General features: G+C 59.0%; 17 protein-coding genes, 1 tRNA gene and 2 pseudogenes. 15 read left to right on the forward strand and 5 right to left on the reverse strand.

Going from position 1 to position 16,261, the window contains the following annotated elements; all coding sequences use genetic code 11:
- Window positions 1–38 precede the first annotated feature (38 nt).
- The 15 genes and pseudogenes from MUN84_RS03240 to MUN84_RS03310 all read left to right on the forward strand — a co-directional run bounded on the left by MUN84_RS03240 (window position 39) and on the right by MUN84_RS03310 (window position 12,842).
- Window positions 39–623, forward strand: a complete 585-nt coding sequence (locus tag MUN84_RS03240; RefSeq protein WP_244696625.1) for a TetR/AcrR family transcriptional regulator — start codon at window positions 39–41, stop codon at window positions 621–623.
- Between the two features lie 85 nt (window positions 624–708).
- The gene (gene paaE, locus MUN84_RS03245) at window positions 709–1,788 is read left to right on the forward strand and encodes a 1,2-phenylacetyl-CoA epoxidase subunit PaaE (RefSeq protein ID WP_244696626.1); all 1,080 of its coding nucleotides are present in this window, start codon (window positions 709–711) and stop codon (window positions 1,786–1,788) included.
- A gap of 145 nt (window positions 1,789–1,933) precedes the next feature.
- Window positions 1,934–2,893, forward strand: a complete 960-nt coding sequence (paaA, locus tag MUN84_RS03250) for a 1,2-phenylacetyl-CoA epoxidase subunit PaaA (protein WP_244696627.1) — start codon at window positions 1,934–1,936, stop codon at window positions 2,891–2,893.
- Between the two features lie 189 nt (window positions 2,894–3,082).
- Entirely contained in the window at window positions 3,083–3,370 is a 288-nt protein-coding gene (gene paaB / locus MUN84_RS03255) for a 1,2-phenylacetyl-CoA epoxidase subunit PaaB (protein WP_244696628.1), read from the forward strand.
- A 3-nt stretch (window positions 3,371–3,373) separates the two neighbouring features.
- The gene (paaC, locus tag MUN84_RS03260) at window positions 3,374–4,177 is read left to right on the forward strand and encodes a 1,2-phenylacetyl-CoA epoxidase subunit PaaC (RefSeq protein ID WP_244696629.1); all 804 of its coding nucleotides are present in this window, start codon (window positions 3,374–3,376) and stop codon (window positions 4,175–4,177) included.
- A 167-nt stretch (window positions 4,178–4,344) separates the two neighbouring features.
- Window positions 4,345–4,839: a 1,2-phenylacetyl-CoA epoxidase subunit PaaD gene (gene paaD / locus MUN84_RS03265; protein ID WP_244696630.1), complete on the forward strand. Its 495-nt coding sequence runs from the start codon at window positions 4,345–4,347 to the stop codon at window positions 4,837–4,839.
- Window positions 4,840–5,013: 174 nt separating this feature from the next.
- Window positions 5,014–5,792: pseudogene (locus MUN84_RS03270) on the forward strand (enoyl-CoA hydratase-related protein).
- Window positions 5,789–6,970, forward strand: a complete 1,182-nt coding sequence (locus MUN84_RS03275; RefSeq protein WP_244696631.1) for a 3-hydroxyacyl-CoA dehydrogenase NAD-binding domain-containing protein — start codon at window positions 5,789–5,791, stop codon at window positions 6,968–6,970. The pseudogene MUN84_RS03270 and the gene MUN84_RS03275 overlap by 4 nt, the downstream one beginning before the upstream one ends.
- On the forward strand, window positions 6,945–7,379 hold the full coding sequence (paaI, locus tag MUN84_RS03280) for a hydroxyphenylacetyl-CoA thioesterase PaaI (RefSeq protein ID WP_244696632.1): 435 nt from the start codon (window positions 6,945–6,947) through the stop codon (window positions 7,377–7,379). The genes MUN84_RS03275 and paaI overlap by 26 nt, the downstream gene beginning before the upstream one ends.
- Window positions 7,380–7,488: 109 nt before the next feature.
- A pseudogene (gene pcaF / locus MUN84_RS03285) lies at window positions 7,489–8,693 on the forward strand (3-oxoadipyl-CoA thiolase).
- A complete protein-coding gene (locus MUN84_RS03290) occupies window positions 8,690–9,289 on the forward strand; it encodes a transferase hexapeptide repeat family protein (RefSeq protein WP_244696633.1) in 600 nt (199 codons plus the stop codon). The pseudogene pcaF and the gene MUN84_RS03290 overlap by 4 nt, the downstream one beginning before the upstream one ends.
- Window positions 9,290–9,370: 81 nt before the next feature.
- A complete protein-coding gene (locus MUN84_RS03295; RefSeq protein WP_244696634.1) occupies window positions 9,371–9,664 on the forward strand; it encodes a hypothetical protein in 294 nt (97 codons plus the stop codon).
- A 207-nt stretch (window positions 9,665–9,871) separates the two neighbouring features.
- Window positions 9,872–11,401, forward strand: a complete 1,530-nt coding sequence (paaZ, locus tag MUN84_RS03300) for a phenylacetic acid degradation bifunctional protein PaaZ (RefSeq protein WP_244696635.1) — start codon at window positions 9,872–9,874, stop codon at window positions 11,399–11,401.
- Window positions 11,353–11,922, forward strand: coding sequence for a MaoC/PaaZ C-terminal domain-containing protein (locus MUN84_RS03305; protein ID WP_244696636.1), 570 nt, complete (start codon window positions 11,353–11,355; stop codon window positions 11,920–11,922). The genes paaZ and MUN84_RS03305 overlap by 49 nt, the downstream gene beginning before the upstream one ends.
- Window positions 11,923–12,065: 143 nt before the next feature.
- Complete coding sequence (locus MUN84_RS03310; protein ID WP_244696637.1) at window positions 12,066–12,842, forward strand: enoyl-CoA hydratase/isomerase family protein; 777 nt, start codon at window positions 12,066–12,068, stop codon at window positions 12,840–12,842.
- 88 nt (window positions 12,843–12,930) lie between these two features.
- Here MUN84_RS03310 and MUN84_RS03315 read toward each other — a convergent pair.
- The 5 genes from MUN84_RS03315 to MUN84_RS03330 all read right to left on the reverse strand — a co-directional run bounded on the left by MUN84_RS03315 (window position 12,931) and on the right by MUN84_RS03330 (window position 16,183).
- A tRNA-Lys gene (locus tag MUN84_RS03315) sits at window positions 12,931–13,006 on the reverse strand.
- Window positions 13,007–13,311: 305 nt separating this feature from the next.
- The gene (locus tag MUN84_RS22765) at window positions 13,312–13,794 is read right to left on the reverse strand and encodes a ferritin-like domain-containing protein (RefSeq protein ID WP_262920627.1); all 483 of its coding nucleotides are present in this window, start codon (window positions 13,792–13,794) and stop codon (window positions 13,312–13,314) included.
- Window positions 13,734–14,264: a ferritin-like domain-containing protein gene (locus MUN84_RS22770; RefSeq protein WP_262920628.1), complete on the reverse strand. Its 531-nt coding sequence runs from the start codon at window positions 14,262–14,264 to the stop codon at window positions 13,734–13,736. The genes MUN84_RS22765 and MUN84_RS22770 overlap by 61 nt, the downstream gene beginning before the upstream one ends.
- A gap of 59 nt (window positions 14,265–14,323) precedes the next feature.
- Complete coding sequence (locus MUN84_RS03325; RefSeq protein WP_244696638.1) at window positions 14,324–15,052, reverse strand: ferritin-like domain-containing protein; 729 nt, start codon at window positions 15,050–15,052, stop codon at window positions 14,324–14,326.
- A gap of 246 nt (window positions 15,053–15,298) precedes the next feature.
- Window positions 15,299–16,183 (reverse strand): RES domain-containing protein, encoded by an 885-nt coding sequence (locus tag MUN84_RS03330; protein ID WP_244696639.1) that lies wholly within the window; start codon window positions 16,181–16,183, stop codon window positions 15,299–15,301.
- Between the last annotated feature and the right edge of the window lie 78 nt (window positions 16,184–16,261).

Raw genomic sequence — 16,261 nt, forward strand, 5'->3', positions numbered from 1 at the left:
TTGGCGTACGGCTACTGACCTTCCCTTCCTTCCCACCCATGATTACGACCCGCAAAACCAATAAGCGCCAGCTAATTCTGGAAGAAGCCGCTAAACTGTTCAAACAGAAAGGCTTCGGCGGCACTTCCATGCGCGACCTGGCCGGCGAAGTCGGCATTGAAGCGGCCAGCATGTACAACCACATCAAGTCCAAGGACGAGATTCTGGAGCTGATCTGCTTTCGGGTGTCGAGCACATACATTTCCCAGCTGGCCGAAATTGAGGCTACCCAGGCCCCTTATGTCGAGAAGATTAAGTCGCTAATTCGCCTGCACATCCGGCTGATGATTGAGGACGGAGCGGCCGTATCCGTAGCTAACCACGACTGGAAGTACCTCCCCGAGCCGGCCCTCACGGCGTTCAAAGACGCCCGCAAGCAGTACGAAAAAGGCTTTGCGGCCCTGATTGAGCAGGGCATTGCCGCCGGCGAGTTTCAGCCCGTCAACGTATCGGTGGCCTTGTTCACGATTCTCTCGGCCGTGCGCTGGGTAGAGCTCTGGTACCGCCCCGGACGCGAGCTGTCAGCCGAGGAGCTAGAGGCCAATATTGTTACCATGCTCCTAACGGGGCTGGAAAGAAAATAAGCTGTTGGCTGTGAGCCATTAGCAGTTAGCCTACCAGGCCAACGAAAGCTAACAGCCAACAGCCCGCAGCGAATAGCAAAGTATCATGAGCCGTTTTCATAAAGTCAAAATCAAGAGCATCGTTCGGGAAACCCCGGACTGCGTGAGCGTGTCTCTGGACGTGCCCGCCGACCTGCGCGAAACGTTCAAATTCACCCAAGGCCAGTACCTAACGTTCCGGCGGGAGCATAATGGGGAGGAGTTGCGCCGCTCCTATTCCATTTGTAGCAGCCCCCTGGAAAACGAGTGGCGCGTGGCCATCAAGAAAGTGCCGGAAGGTCGGTTTTCCTCCCTGGCCGTGGAGCAGTTGCGGGTAGGCGAAGAACTGGAAGTGATGCCGCCGATGGGTCATTTCTACACCGAAGTGCACCCGGAGCAGCAGAAACTCTACGTACTATTTGCGGCGGGCTCGGGCATTACCCCGGTCATGTCCATTATCAAAACGGTGCTCTTAACGGAGCCCAACAGCCGGGTGTACCTGATTTATGGCAACCGGGGCCGCAACTCCATCATCTTCAAGGAGGAAATTGAGGCCCTGAAAAACCGCTTCCTGAACCGCCTCAGCGTCTACCACATCCTTAGCCGCGAGCAGGGCGACACCGACCTGCTGTTCGGCCGCATCAACGCCGAGAAGGCCCGCCTGTTCCTCGACAAAATTGTACCCGCCCGCGCAATTGACGAGTGCTTTATCTGCGGCCCGGAAGAGATGATTAACGACGTGAAGGACGTGCTGGCCGAAGCCGGGGTAGCCCCCGAGAAGATTCACTTCGAAATGTTCGCCTCCACTGGCAGCGCCCAGCGGGCCGCCGCCCGCCAAGCCCAGCGCCCCGCCGGCGAGGACGACAAGCACAGCCAGGTAACCGTGCAGTTGGAAGGTACCAAGCGCATCCTGGAAATGTCGTACTACGGCGACACCATCCTCGACGCCCTGCTCGAAACCGGCGCCGATGCGCCCTATTCCTGCAAAAATGGCATGTGTAGCACCTGCCGCTGCCGCATCACGGAAGGCACCGTGGAAATGGACGTGAACTACTCCCTCTCCGACACCGAAGTAGCGAAAGGCTACGTCCTCTCCTGCCAGGCCCGCCCCACCTCCGAAAAGGTTACGGTGGATTTTGACCAGTAGAATTCACTAGAACTGTCATTCCGACGCAGAAGGAATCTGGATTATTTACAAGGCACTAACCCAGATTCCTCCTACGTCGGAATGACAACTCAACTTTTTCCTTACATTTAACTAACGAATGTTAGTTAAGCTTTGTTAAGAAGGCATGGAAACGCTAGAACTCACCCAGGAAGAACAGTTTCAGGCCCGCATTGACGCGGATGTGCGCATCGAGCCTAAGGATTGGATGCCCGACGCCTACCGCAAAACCCTGATCCGGCAGATTTCCCAGCACGCACACTCCGAACTGGTGGGCATGCTGCCGGAAGGCAACTGGATTACGCGGGCTCCTTCGCTTAAGCGCAAATCCATTCTGCTGGCCAAGGTGCAGGACGAAGCCGGCCACGGCCTCTACCTCTACTCCGCCGCCGAAACCCTGGGTGCTTCCCGCGACCAAATGCTGGCCGACCTGCACTCCGGCAAAGCCAAGTATTCGAGCATTTTCAACTACCCTACCCTGAGCTGGGCCGACATGGGCTGCGTGGGCTGGCTGGTAGATGGGGCCGCCATCCTGAATCAGGTGCCGCTCTGCCGCACTTCCTACGGTCCCTACGCCCGCGCCATGGTGCGCGTGTGCAAGGAGGAAAGCTTCCACCAGCGCCAGGGCTTTGAAATCATGCAGACCCTGTGCGAAGGCTCGCCGGAGCAGAAGGCCATGGCTCAGGAAGGCCTCAACCGCTGGTGGTGGCCCACGCTGATGATGTTCGGGCCCAAGGACTCGGAGTCGCCGAACACGGCCCAGTCGATGAACTGGCGCATCAAGCGCTTCACCAACGACGAGCTGCGCCAGAAATTCGTGGACATGATGGTGCCCCAGGCCGAGTTTCTGGGCCTCACGGTGCCGGACCCCAACCTGAAGTGGAACGAGGCCAAGCAGGGCTACGACTTCGGCGACGTGGACTGGGAGGAGTTCTGGAATGTGGTGAAAGGCAACGGCCTGTGCAACCAGGAGCGCCTACAGGCCCGCGTACAGGCCCACGAGGAAGGCGCCTGGGTGCGGGAGGCCGCCCTGGCCCACGCCGAGAAGCGCAAGCAGCGCGAAGCCGCTACCGCCGTAGCTGCCTAACGCACCCTTGCATCACCCGTCCTGCTGGGCTTGTCGGGGCATTTTGCTTGAATGCTGATGTTCCCACCCAGCGTCAGCCCGCGAAATGCTTCGGCAAACTCAGCAGGACGCATAATTTCCGGGGCATCTATTCCCTACCCCTTTCCCCTCCTCAACTCTCACCCTCCTACCCTCACGCCCTCCCAATTTATGTCCCAAAAAGAATGGCCGCTGTGGGAAGTTTTCATCCGCAGCAAGCAGGGCCTCGACCATAAGCACGTGGGTAGTCTCCACGCCGCCGACGCCGAAATGGCCATCCAAAATGCCCGCGACGTGTACACGCGCCGCCTCGAAGGCGTCAGCATCTGGGTGGTGGAAAGCCAGCACGTGCACGCCTCCAATCCCGACGATTCGGCCGCTTTCTACGAGCCGGCCAACGACAAAATCTACCGCCATCCGACCTTCTACCAGGTGCCGGATTCCATCAAGCACATGTAACCGATGACGGACTCCCCGATGCCCGCGCCAACCCCGGCCGCTGCTTCCCCCGAAACCCAAACCCAGCTGTTTGCCTATGTGCTGCAGCTAGCCGATACCAGCCTGATTCTAGCTCACCGCCTTTCCGAGTGGTGCGGGCACGGCCCCATTCTGGAGCAGGACCTGGCCATGGCCAACATTGCCCTGGACTTGCTGGGCGAGGCCCGCAGCTACTACCAGTACGCCGCCGAGCTGGAAGGCAAGGGCCGCACCGAGGACGATTTGGCCTACCTGCGCAGCGCCGTGGAGTACCGCAACCCCTTGCTAGTAGAGCAACCCAACGGGGATTTTGCCAGCACCATTGTGCGGCAGTTCATCTATGACTGCTTCCACTACCACCTGCTGCTCCAGCTGAAATCGGGGCCGGACGCGCAACTGGCGGCCATTGCTGAGAAGTCGGTGAAGGAAGCGGCCTACCATATCAAGTGGAGCTCAGAGTGGGTAATTCGCCTGGGTGACGGCACCGAGGAAAGCCGCCGCCGGGTGGAAAAAGCCATCAGCAACCTCTGGCGCTACGCCGGGGAGCTGACGAATCCTTCAACCACCGAAAAAGCCCTGCAAGCCGCCGGCCTCCTACCTGACTACGCCCCCATCCAGCAGCAGATAGACAACCACGTAACTCGCGTGTTCGAGGAAGCTACTTTGCCGGTACCCCAGGGCGTGTTCATGCAGAAAGGCGGCAAAGACGGCCGCCACTCCGAGCACCTGGGCTACCTGCTGGCCGAGCTGCAGTACCTACAGCGGACCTATCCTGGTTTGCAGTGGTAGCCGAACAGCTGTAGAGACGCGACACTTCGCGTCTCCTCGTTGAATGACTCACCTAGAACAGTACTGACTAAACAACGTCAGCAACGATAGAGACGCGAAGTGTCGCGTCTCTACAGCTCTACAGCTGTTTTGCGAAGCAACCTTTTCACTTCATCATTACACTACTTATGCCCACCGAAGAGCACATCTGGCAGCTGCTGGAAGACGTTTCCGACCCGGAAGTGCCCGTGCTCAGCATCCTGGATTTGGGTATTGTGCGCGCGGTGCGGGTGGAGAATAAAGAAGTTCACGTCACCATTACGCCGACCTATTCCGGCTGCCCGGCCATGAACACCATTGCCACTGAAATCCGGCTGCGGCTGCTGGCCGAGGGCATTACCAAGCTGCACATCCACAACCAGCTCAGCCCCGCCTGGACCACCGATTGGATGAGCGCCGCCGGCCGCCACAAGTTAGAAGAGTACGGCATTGCCCCGCCCGTAGATGGCACCGCCACCGGTCACATGCTCAACCTGTTCGGGGCCGATACGGCCGTGCGCTGCCCGCTCTGCAAGTCGGAGCGCACCCACCTGGTCAGCCAGTTCGGGTCTACCGCTTGCAAAGCCCACTACCAGTGCGACGACTGCCTGGAGCCCTTCGACTACTTCAAATGCCACGCCTAAGCTGGCCTCACCCCCTAGCCCCTCTCCGGGGGAGAGGGAGAACTAGCCTTTTAGTTTTTCTAACCTTAAACCTACTCACCTCGCTCATTCCAGAAACTAGCCTAGAAAACTAGCAGCTAGTTCTCCCTCTCCCCCGGAGAGAGAGCTAGGGGTGAGGCAACCGTGAGGCTCTACATGAACGACTCCCTGCTCTTTTCCCTCGATGGCGGCGTTGCCACCATCTGCTTTAACCGGCCCCAGGTTTTTAACAGCGTTAACAAAGAGGTAGCGCTGGCCTTGCAGCAGCACTTGCGCGAGTGCCAGCAGAACCCGGCGGTGCGCGCCGTGCTGCTCACGGGCACCGGCAAAGCCTTCTGCGCGGGCCAGGACCTGGCGGAAATCACCGGTCCGGATAGCCCGGAGGTAGCGGAAATTGTGGAGAAGCTCTATAACCCGATTGTGGAACTGATTCGGGCCCTGGATAAGCCGGTAGTGGCGGCCGTGAATGGCGTAGCGGCCGGGCGGGCGCCAACCTGGCCCTGGCCTGCGACATTGTGGTGGCCAAGGAATCGGCTTCGTTTATTCAGGCGTTCAGCAAGATTGGCTTAATTCCAGACAGCGCCGGCACCTTTTTCCTACCCCGCCTCATCGGGCTGCAGCGGGCTTCAGCGCTAATGATGACCGGCGACAAGGTTTCGGCGCCGGAAGCAGTGCAGATGGGTATGATTTACAAAACCTTCCCCGACGAGTCGTTTGAGCAGGAAGCGCGGGCGCTGGTGCAGAAGCTGGCCGCCATGCCCACCAAAGGCCTGGCCTACACCAAGCAGCTCCTGAACGTGTCGTTCAGCAACGACCTAACCCAGCAGTTGCGCTACGAAGCCGACTTCCAACTCCGGGCCGGCAGCACCTCCGACTACCGCGAAGGGGTAGCCGCCTTCCTGGAAAAACGTCAACCTAGCTTCACGGGCCAATGATTATCGGCATTATCGGGAGTGGGGCCATGGGCGCGGGCATTGCCCAAGTAGTAGCTACCGCGGGCCACACCGTGCGCCTCCTCGACCAGAATACCCAGGCCCTACAACGCGCCGGCAAATCCATTCAGGGTGGCCTCGACAAGCTGGCGGAAAAGGGCAAGCTAACCATTGAAATGGCGGCGGCCATCTTCGCGCGCTTGCACCTGACGGAAGACATCGGCACTTTTCAGGACTGTGAGTTGGTGCTGGAGGCCGTGGTGGAGGACCTGGGCGTGAAGCAGCAGCTGTTCAAGGAAGTAGAATTGCTCGTGTCGGAAACGTGCATTCTGGCCTCCAATACCTCTTCCCTATCCATTGCCTCCATTGCCGCCGCCTGCCAGAGGCCCGAGCGTTTCATCGGCATTCACTTCTTCAACCCGGCCCCCCTTATGCAGCTGGTGGAAGTTATTCCGGCCGTGCAAACGCGCACCGGGTTGGCCGAACAGGTGCGCGACTTGGTGCGAAGCTGGGGCAAACTGCCGGTACTAGCCAAGGACACGCCAGGCTTTATTGTGAACCGCGTGGCGCGGCCATTTTACGGGGAGGCCATCCGAATTCTAGAAGAAGGCCTGGCCGATATGGCAACCATCGATTGGGCCATGACGGAGCTGGGCGGCTTCCGCATGGGCCCGTTTGCCCTCATGGACTTTATCGGCCACGACGTGAATTACCGCGTCACGGAGTCAGTGTTCACCTCCTTTTTCTTCGATCCGCGCTACAAACCCTCTTTTTCCCAGAAGCGCTTGTTCGAGGCCGGTTACTACGGCCGGAAGTCGGGCCGGGGTTTCTACAGCTACGCGGCCGATGCTGTGCAGCCGGAACCCACCCGCGACGAAGCGCTGGGCCGCCAGGTACTTAACCGCATTCTGGCCATGCTCATCAATGAAGCAGCGGATGCGCTGGCCCTGAACGTGGCCTCGAAGGACGACCTGGAACTGGCCATGACCAAGGGCGTGAACTACCCCAAAGGTCTGCTAGCCTGGGCCGATGAACTCGGCCCCGCTACCGTGCTGGCTACCCTCGATGGCCTGTATGAGGAGTACCACGAGGACCGTTACCGGGCCAGTCCGCTCCTGCGCCGCATGGTAAAGGCTGGCCAAACCTTCTTTCAGCATGAAGCAGCCGGAAACCACCGCTAGCACTACCGCCGAAGCCGTGCAGGAACGGATGCTCCGGCACGACGCGTTCAGCCAACTGCTGGGACTGGAGGTAGAACAAGTTGGGCCCGGCTACTGCCGCCTGCACTTCACGGTGCGCCCCGACATGCTCAACGGCTTTGCGGTCTTGCACGGGGGCGTCGCCTTCGCGGCCGCCGATTCGGCCTTTGCCTTCGCCTGTAATAGCCACGGCCGCCAGAGCGTGGGCCTCACCGTCACGATTGACTACCTGGAGGCGGGCAAACTCGGCGACGTGATTACCGTGGAAGCCCGCGAGGAAAGTCTCAAGCACAAAGTAGGCGTGTACCAGGTTCGCGCCACCAACCAGCACGGCGTGGTCCTGGCCCTGTTCAAAGGCACGGCCTACCGCACCAGCAAGGCAATATTGTGACATGGTGAGGTGGTGAAAAGGTGAGTTTGACAGCCATACGCTGCCAGATTCACACACGCCACCAGAACATTAAACTCGCCATTTCACCACCCCACTAGTTCACCATCTCATGACCCAAGCCTATATTATTGACGGTATCCGGACTCCCATCGGCAATTTCGGCGGCACCCTGGCCGCCGTCCGGCCCGATGACTTGGCGGCGCTCGTCATACAAGAACTCCTGAAACGCAACTCCTCAGTTGATCCGGCCGCTATTGCCGATGTCATTCTGGGGTGTGCCAACCAGGCCGGCGAAGACAACCGCAACGTGGCCCGCATGGCCCTGCTGCTGGCGGGCCTGCCAACCTCTGTGCCCGGCGAAACTGTGAACCGCCTGTGCGCCTCGGGCCTCTCAGCCAGCATTGCCGCCGCCCGCGCCATCCAGAGCGGCGACGGTGATTTGTTCGTTTCGGGTGGGGTCGAGAGCATGACCCGCGCGCCCTACGTCATGTCGAAGCCGAGTAAAGCGTTCGGCACCGACTCTAAAATGTACGATTCCAGCTTCGGCTGGCGCTTTGTGAATGCCAAGCTGGAAGAACTCTACGGCACCGATGCCATGGGTGAAACAGCCGAAAACCTGGTAGACCAGTACCACATCAGCCGCCAGGACCAGGACCAGTTTGCGTACGAGTCGCACCAACGCGCCGGCCGGGCCCGCGACTCCGGCCGCTTCGCCGAGGAAATCGTGCCCGTGCCTATTCCCCAGCGCAAGGGCGAGCCGGTGCTGTTTGCTCAGGACGAGTTTATTAAGTCAAACACTACCCTGGAGGGCCTGGCCCAACTCCGGCCGGCTTTCCGCAAGAACGGCTCCGTAACGGCTGGCAACTCCTCGGGCCTGAATGACGGGCGGCGGCCTTGCTGCTGGCTTCGGAAGAAGGAATCAAGCAGCATAACCTCACGCCCCGGGCCCGTATCGTGAGCATGGGGGTAGCGGGCGTGGAGCCGCGCACCATGGGCATTGGGCCGGTACCGGCCTCGCAGCAGGCCCTGAAAAAGGCGGGCCTCACCCTCGACCAAATCGACCTGATTGAGTTCAACGAGGCCTTTGCGGCCCAAACCCTGGCCTGCGTGCGGGGCCTGGGGCTGGAAGGCTCCGACCCGCGCATTAACCCCAACGGTGGCGCCATTGCCCTGGGCCACCCGCTGGGCATGAGTGGGGCCCGCATCCTGAACACGGCCGCCCTGGAGCTGCACAAGCAGAACAAGCGCTACGCCCTCGTAACCATGTGCGTGGGCGTGGGGCAGGGGTACGCGGCCATCATCGAAAAGGTATGATCTACTCGTTCAACGGCTTTGTTCCAGTGGTGCACGAGTCGGCGTATGTGCACCCGCAGGCCGCCGTGACAGGCAACGTCATCATCGGCCGCAATGTGTACATCGGGCCCGGCGCGGCCATTCGTGGCGACTGGGGCCAGATCATCATTGAGGATAACTGCAACGTGCAGGAAAATTGCACCGTGCACATGTTTCCCGGCACTACCACCCGGCTCAAGGAAATGGCCCACATCGGCCACGGCGCCATTATTCACGGCGCTACCGTGGGCCGCAACGTGCTGGTGGGCATGAACGCCGTGCTTATGGACCGGGTGGAAATCGGCGACGAAAGCATCATCGGGGCCCTGAGCTTTATCAAGGCCGATGAAGTTATTCCGCCGCGCAGCCTGGTAGTCGGCAATCCGCATAAAATCATCCGGCAAGTAAGCGACGACATGCTGGCCTGGAAAACCGAAGGCACCCGCATCTACATGCAGCTTCCCGCTGACTTGCACGCCACCCTGCAGCCCTGCGAGCCCCTGCGCGAAGTCCCCGCCGACCGCGCGGTGCAGCAAGCCAGCTACCAGACCTGGGCCGAACGCAAAGCGGGCGAGTAGTTTTGCAAATAGAACGTCATGCTGAGCCCCGCGAAGCATCTCTACCGCTTCATTTGGTATTTTAAAGCACTATTAATACTTATGAGCAAAACAGAAAGTCCAGCCATCAGCCGGATAGTCAATGCTGAAATCGTGCGTGAGCACTTTGGCTACTGGCCCGACTTTCATGACGCTGAAATCACTAAGGTGACCTTTGAAGCTCATCCTGGTTATCGGACCTCAATAACGTTTGTAATTGCTGCTTTCGAGATAACTAACGAAGTGGATAAAAGTGGCCACTACAAACTCACAAAGCATTGTGATATAGAAATATCAACTTACTGGCATACAAGAAATGACCTTCGGCTACTTCAGCCAGCAAAACGTCATTTTTGAACTCACATTCGAAGAAGTTGGAAGCAACATCGAATGCACGTTCGATTCCTCTGCTGGATTAGATGCATCTATCGTCGCTGAGGAAGTACTGGTACTGAGCTTAACCCCAACGCAGCAGTAAAGATGCTTCGGCACCGTAGCCACCAATAGCTTCCCTCTCCTACCCCTCACTGCCTCCCAACCCTCCTACCTTCCTACCCTAGTTATATGACTCCTACCCTCGAAAACTACGTGATGGGCCGCTGGACGGCTGGCTCGGGCGAGCAGCACGAGCTGCACGACGCCTCCACTGGCGAGATCATTGCCATTGCCAACGGCGAAGGCCTCGACTACGCCGCCATGCTCGACTACGCCCGCCGCACCGGCAACCCGGCCCTGCGCAAAATGACCTTCCATGAGCGGGGCCGCATGATTAAGGCCCTGGCCCTGCACCTCGACAGCAAAAAAGAGGACTTCTATACTCTCAGCTACCGTAGCGGCGCCACCCGCGCCGACTCCTGGATTGACATTGAAGGCGGCATCGGCAACCTGTTTGCCAACGCCTCGCTCCGGCGGAAATTCCCCGATAAGCCGTTCTACGTGGAGTCGGACCCGATTGCGCTGTCGAAGGCGGGCAACTTCATGGGCCACCACATCATGGTGCCCAAGGAAGGCGTAGCGGTGCACATCAACGCCTATAATTTCCCCATTTGGGGCATGCTGGAGAAGATTGCTGTGAACCTGCTGGCTGGCATGCCGGCCATCATCAAGCCGGCCGTGCCTACCGCCTACCTCACCGAAGCAGTAGTACGCGAAATCATTGCCTCCAAAATACTGCCGGAAGGCGCACTGCAACTGGTGTGCGGCACGGGCCAGGGCATTCTGGACCACGTCACCTACCAGGATGTCGTGACCTTTACCGGCTCAGCCGAAACTGGCCGTAAGCTGCGGGCCCACCCGCGCATTATCACCGAGGCCGTGCCCTTCACCATGGAAGCTGACTCGCTGAACGCGGCCGTGCTGGGGCCCGATGCCGTGCCGGGCACCGTGGAGTTTGACTTGTTTATCAAGGAAATCCGTAAAGAAATAACGGCCAAAGCGGGGCAGAAATGCACGGCTATTCGCCGGGCTATTGTGCCCGAAAACCTGCTGGAGGACGTGCAGATTGCCCTCGGCAAGGCCTTGGCCCAGACTACCGTCGGCCACCCGCAGGCGGAAGGTGTGCGCATGGGTGCCCTCGTGAACATGACCCAGGCCAACCGCGTGCGGGAGCAGGTGCGCGAGCTAGCCAAGAACACACCCATCGTGTACGGCGACCTGGACAACGTGCAGGTGATTGGCGGTGACTGCAAAACGGGCGCGTTTATGTCGCCGATTGTACTGCTGAACCCGGAGCCCTTCAAGTTCACCGACTCCCACGAGGTAGAGGCCTTCGGGCCCGTGGCAACCCTCATGCCCTACAAAAACCTCGACGAGGCCATTACTCTCGCCAACATGGGCAAGGGCTCCTTGGTGTGCTCCGTGGCCACCAACGACCCGCGCACGGCCCAGGAGTTTGTGCTGGGCGCAGCCACCCACCACGGCCGCATTCTGGTTATCAACGAAGAGGTAGCTAAAGAAAGCACCGGCCACGGCTCGCCCCTCCCCTGCTCATTCACGGCGGCCCCGGCCGCGCGGGCGGTGGGCAGGAAATGGGCGGCATGCGCGGTGTGGAGCACTTCATGCAGCGCGTGGCCATCCAAGGCTCCCCGAGCATGATTACGGCCATTACGGAGGTGTACCAGCCCAAAGCCCGGCAGACGGAGCGCGACAAGCATCCTTTCCAGCACTACTTCGAAGAGCTGGAAATCGGGCAGACCTATACCACCCACCGCCACACCGTCACGGAGTCGGACATTACCAACTTCGCCCAGGTTTCCGGCGACAATTTCTACGCCCACGTCGATGCTACCTCCCAGGAAGGCACGCTGTTCACGGGCCGCGTGGCCCACGGCTACTACATCCTGAGCAAGGCCGCCGGCATGTTCGTGGACCCGCGCAAGGGCCCGGTGCTGCTCAACTACGGCCTCGATGAGTGCCGCTTCACCAAGCCCGTGTACCCCGGCATGACCATTGGGGTGAAGCTCACGGTAAAAGAAAAAATCGGCCAGGAGAAGCGCGACGAGCAGGACGTGGCCAAAGGCATCGTGCGTTGGCTCGTGGACGTCTCCGACGAAACTGGCGAAACCGTAGCCGTGGCCACCATCCTGACAATGGTAAAGAAAAAGGAGCAAGCGTAAGCATTTCGTTGCCCGTCATCCTGAGCCTTGCGCAGGGCCTTGTCACGCACGAACGAGTCGTTGGTACAGATTCGTGCTGAGATGATAAGGTCCTGCGCAGGGCTCAGGATAACGGGCTATGGTACTACCGTTCACATATTCTCATGAGCACTACTACTCTCACTGCCGGCCACGTAACCACCCACACCAGTCCGGAAGGCATTGCCACCATCAGCTTCTTTCACCCCAGCCACAACTCCCTGCCCGGCGCGCTGCTGACCAAGCTAGCCGACACTATCACGCAGATTGGCCAGCAGACCGATACGAAGGTCATCATTCTCAAAAGCGAAGGTGCCAAGACCTTCTGCGCCGGCGCCTCTTTCGATGAGCTGATTGCTATTGAAAACGAAGCCCAGGGGCTGGAATTTTTCTCGGGCTTTGCGAAGGTGATTAACGCCTGCCGCACCTCCCCCAAAATCATCATTGGCCGGGTGCAGGGCAAGGCCATTGGCGGCGGCGTGGGCGTAGCGGCGGCCACTGATTACTGCTTTGCTACCTCCCAAGCTTCCGTAAAGCTCAGTGAGCTGGTGGTGGGCATCGGGCCGTTTGTGGTGGGTCCGGCCGTGGAGCGCAAGATTGGCGTGGCGGCCTACGCCCAGCTAGCCCTAGATGCCGCGGAGTTTCGCTCGGCCACTTGGGCCCAACAGCGTGGCCTCTACGCCGAAGTGCTGGACTCAGAAGAGGCACTGGATGCCGCCGTGCAGGCCTTTGCCCGTAAGCTAGCCACCTACAACCCCGAGGCCCTGACGGACCTAAAGCGCGTTATCTGGGCGGGCACCGAGCACTGGGACCAGCTGCTGGTGGAGCGGGCTGCCATTAGCGGCCGGTTGGTGCTCTCGGAGTTAACCCGGCAGGCTATCCAGCAGTTCAAGGCCCGGTAATACTCTAGCTCGTCCGCTGCTGAGGTAGTATTCGGCCCTAACCGCTAACAAAGAAAAACCCCTCACTACAGTACGTAGTGAGGGGTTTTGGTGATCCCGCTGGGATTCGAACCCAGGACCCATACATTAAAAGTGTATTGCTCTACCAGCTGAGCTACAGAATCATTTCCCTACCATTGGCCGATGCTTTTCGGAAGGGAGTGCAAAAGTACACGACAGGAGTCTTACCTGCAACTTGGCATCTTAAATTCAGCTGAAAATACTCAGCGGTGGCTATTAACTACCTCATAGTCAAGCAAACATTTTTTGCACTGTGTTAGCCAAATGACTTTAGATAGGTTAACAGAACATACTGTAGCTCGGCGCGCAACTGCTTAATAATACGCTAAACGCCTCCCCTGCTTGTGTCTATGCTTCCTGGAAGCCAGACAAATAAGTCAGGGGGAGGCGAATTAGCATATGGTTTGTCTTACACAAACAGCGTAGTAGTGCTCTTTACAAAGTTGCGGGCAATGCTCTTCACCGTGGTAGGGTCCAGAGGCTCATCGAAGGCCTCAGACGCGGCAGCTGCCGTGATACCAGCAGCAGCATTGACGATGTTAGCGCCAGCCTGGGTGGTGTTGCTTTCCGCCGGGTAGGTGGCTTCGGGGTTGCCCTTGTCGTAGACGGGGCGCGTAGAGGGCGTAGTGTCGGGGGAAGCGCCACCGTTATCAATTCCCGAAATCCAGCTTTTGGGGATTTTATTGAGGTTGGTCAGGTTGCCCGCTACGCTAGTGCCGTTGCTAGGATTACCACCTTCCACGGCCCGCCGAACGGTGCGCACGTGGGAGGAGTGACGCGCCTCCACTGAGTGAATGTTGAGGGCCGACTCTAAAATATCCTTGTTCGGCATCAAAATCGGAGCGCCGCCTTTGTAGGCCCGCACGCCGGTGTCCACGAAGGATTGAGCCACCCCAGGAAAATCTTGTAATCGGTGAATACCGTAGCAAACGGGCCGGCAATAAGGCCGCGGCCGCCCGTATAATCAAAGGCGCCAACGGTCGGGTCTGGAATAGCAGCTGAGCCTAGGGCTTCGCGCAGCACCTTGATGTGGCCCGATTCGTCATTACGGATAGTTTCAAACGCCGGACGGTCGGTGGCCGGAATAAGGGTACCGGCTTTTAGGCCGCTGTCGTAGAAGTAAAACTCCAGGTACTCCAGGCTCAGGGCTAGGTTCAGAACACCTTGAATTTCGGGAGTTAAGGCGCTTGTTTGACCGTAGGCCCGCTGAAAAATACCGCTTACCAAACCAGGTAGTACGGCCGCTGTCACGGCCTTACCTGCAAGGCCGAAGTGACGAAAAACGCGCCGACGTGGGTCTAGACGTTCGTATACTTCGGGGTCAACCTTTTCAATATCAGAAATCAGTTTTAATAGATCCATGGTGGAATGTCAATTGGGGAGTGGGGAACTGATGGGTGAAAGCCAGGCAAGTGCAAGCCCTAGCTGAAATTGGTAGCGCTGAGCCGGGAGCCTGCCTTCAGGAACTGGTTGGCAGTAGCCAGAACCTCCTGGGGCCGCTTCGACCTTTCCTTGCCCGTACCAGCACCAACGCCCGGTGCCGAGGTAGCGGAGGTGGGGGTGAATACGTCCACCACATCGGAAGCCACGAACGAATTGTACTGCCGTAGGTCGCGGATAAGCGCGGCGTGACGGGCCTCCACGGATACGATTTTGCCGGCTAGTGTGAGGTTTGTGGCGCTCTGAATAAAGCGGCCCGCACCGTTGTAAGCCGCTACTCCCAGGTCTTCAAATGCTTGGGCGTTGGTCAGCACGCTGCCCCGGTCATCGAAATTGATTTTGCTGAAATCAGGCTCCAGGGCTTTAATGGCATTGCCAGCGAGGGCTGCCTTGAAGAAGTCGGCGTGGGCCTGTTCGTGCAGGGCCAAATCGTCCAGAATCTGTTTTTCGGCGCTGCTAGCGGCCAGGCCTTTGTAGTAGGAGCCGTTTTTGATCTGGGCGTAGAAAGCGGCTTCCAGTTGCTCCAGGGCGTAGGCGTAATTCAGGATGCCGGTGTCGCCGGTGCCTACGTCCAGCAGGGCAGCGTCACCTACTTCATCGGTGTCGTCGTCGCAGCCCGCCAGGAACAAGCCGGCGAGGGCGGCACCCGCTCCGGTATAGCGTAAAAAGTCTCGGCGCGGCACTCCTGCTGGCGCAGACGGAGTAGCCAATGGTTCAGTGGACTGGGATGCAGAATTTGTCATCATAGAAGGGTGAGGTAACTTGGTGGAACACGCCCCGTTGTACGCCACTATCTTAGAAACCACCTCCGTAGCAAGCCGAAATCAGTATTTATCTGCCAGAAATACGTATTTGTTTATAGTAACAAACCGCACAAAATATATACAGCTTAGTATATATTTTGTGCGGTTTGTCTTGCTGCCTTTCACTTAAGTGACGTATGGCCCCCAACTAGTTCACGGTTGCCAGCCGCAGTTTGCCTTCAGGTAGTAGTTACTACTGCTACCGGCTTCGCGGAGCACCCAGTTACCGGGTTGGCCCAACCACTCCAACCGCCCTTCCTCATTGAACCGGTTGGCAAAATCCAGGGAGCAAACGTCCAGCATATCAACCCCTACGTGCTTGACGCGCAAGTGCTCCACGTATTGCAGCGTTAGCTTGCCGGCATCTAAGCAGGTAGGGTGCAACGCCAGGTTGTGGGCCGGCGAGGTCATGGCCGCGGAGGGGTACAGCAAGCCATCGAAGGCGGCTCCGAGTTCACAGGCTTCAGCCAACGCAATGGACAGGCGGTAGTAGTGGGAGTTATCCTCCGAAACAGGCTTGATAAGCACCCGAGTCAGGAAGGCTGCTACTAGGCGGGCCGGCTCGGGTAGGGCGGCCCGGGCCTGCCCGAGCACCTGGTTACGGTCGGCGTGCGGGTCATCGGAACAGTGGTCCGGTTCATGAAAGCTAACCAGGCGCAGGGGCTGGCGACTAATCCAGCGGCTGATAACGATGTGGTCCTCAGGCTGAACTCCGGCCTCGAAAAAAGGCGGATGCCAGGTGGCGCTGGCGTAGAACATGGGCTGCCCCGCCCGATTGGCCCGTTGGTTATTGGCTACCCGCTCGGGAGGTGGGTATGATACTTCCGACCAGTAAACGGGTAACTCCTGCCGGGGCACTCCCCGGTACAGCAGCACTCCCGCGGGCAGCTCAATGCAGCGCACCGGATGACTGGTCAACAGCCGCCGGATGCGCTTGCTTAGCTCCGCAATGGAGTGACGACGCAGGCTCAGGTGCCGCAGCGCAGATAACTGCCGGCGGACAGCAGCCACTTCCGGCAGGGAAGACGAGGAGACCATAGGCAGGAAAAGAAGCGCACAAGGCCTACGCCAGCCTTATCAGGGGCGGTGCAACAGGCCTCAGGCAGTGCCAGAGGA

It is taken from the genome of Hymenobacter sp. 5516J-16 (assembly GCF_022919335.1).
GTDB classification, from domain to species: Bacteria; Bacteroidota; Bacteroidia; order Cytophagales; family Hymenobacteraceae; genus Hymenobacter; species Hymenobacter sublimis.

Bases quoted from the DNA above. Each gene is read 5' to 3' on its own strand.
- MUN84_RS03240 (WP_244696625.1), top strand. From the start codon at position 39: ATGATTACGACCCGCAAAACCAATAAGCGCCAGCTAATTCTGGAAGAA.
- paaE (WP_244696626.1), top strand. From the start codon at position 709: ATGAGCCGTTTTCATAAAGTCAAAATCAAGAGCATCGTTCGGGAAACC.
- paaA (WP_244696627.1), top strand. From the start codon at position 1,934: ATGGAAACGCTAGAACTCACCCAGGAAGAACAGTTTCAGGCCCGCATT.
- paaB (WP_244696628.1), top strand. From the start codon at position 3,083: ATGTCCCAAAAAGAATGGCCGCTGTGGGAAGTTTTCATCCGCAGCAAG.
- paaC (WP_244696629.1), top strand. From the start codon at position 3,374: ATGACGGACTCCCCGATGCCCGCGCCAACCCCGGCCGCTGCTTCCCCC.
- paaD (WP_244696630.1), top strand. From the start codon at position 4,345: ATGCCCACCGAAGAGCACATCTGGCAGCTGCTGGAAGACGTTTCCGAC.
- MUN84_RS03275 (WP_244696631.1), top strand. From the start codon at position 5,789: ATGATTATCGGCATTATCGGGAGTGGGGCCATGGGCGCGGGCATTGCC.
- paaI (WP_244696632.1), top strand. From the start codon at position 6,945: ATGAAGCAGCCGGAAACCACCGCTAGCACTACCGCCGAAGCCGTGCAG.
- MUN84_RS03290 (WP_244696633.1), top strand. From the start codon at position 8,690: ATGATCTACTCGTTCAACGGCTTTGTTCCAGTGGTGCACGAGTCGGCG.
- MUN84_RS03295 (WP_244696634.1), top strand. From the start codon at position 9,371: ATGAGCAAAACAGAAAGTCCAGCCATCAGCCGGATAGTCAATGCTGAA.
- paaZ (WP_244696635.1), top strand. From the start codon at position 9,872: ATGACTCCTACCCTCGAAAACTACGTGATGGGCCGCTGGACGGCTGGC.
- MUN84_RS03310 (WP_244696637.1), top strand. From the start codon at position 12,066: ATGAGCACTACTACTCTCACTGCCGGCCACGTAACCACCCACACCAGT.
- MUN84_RS22770 (WP_262920628.1), bottom strand. From the start codon at position 14,264: ATGGATCTATTAAAACTGATTTCTGATATTGAAAAGGTTGACCCCGAA.
- MUN84_RS03330 (WP_244696639.1), bottom strand. From the start codon at position 16,183: ATGGTCTCCTCGTCTTCCCTGCCGGAAGTGGCTGCTGTCCGCCGGCAG.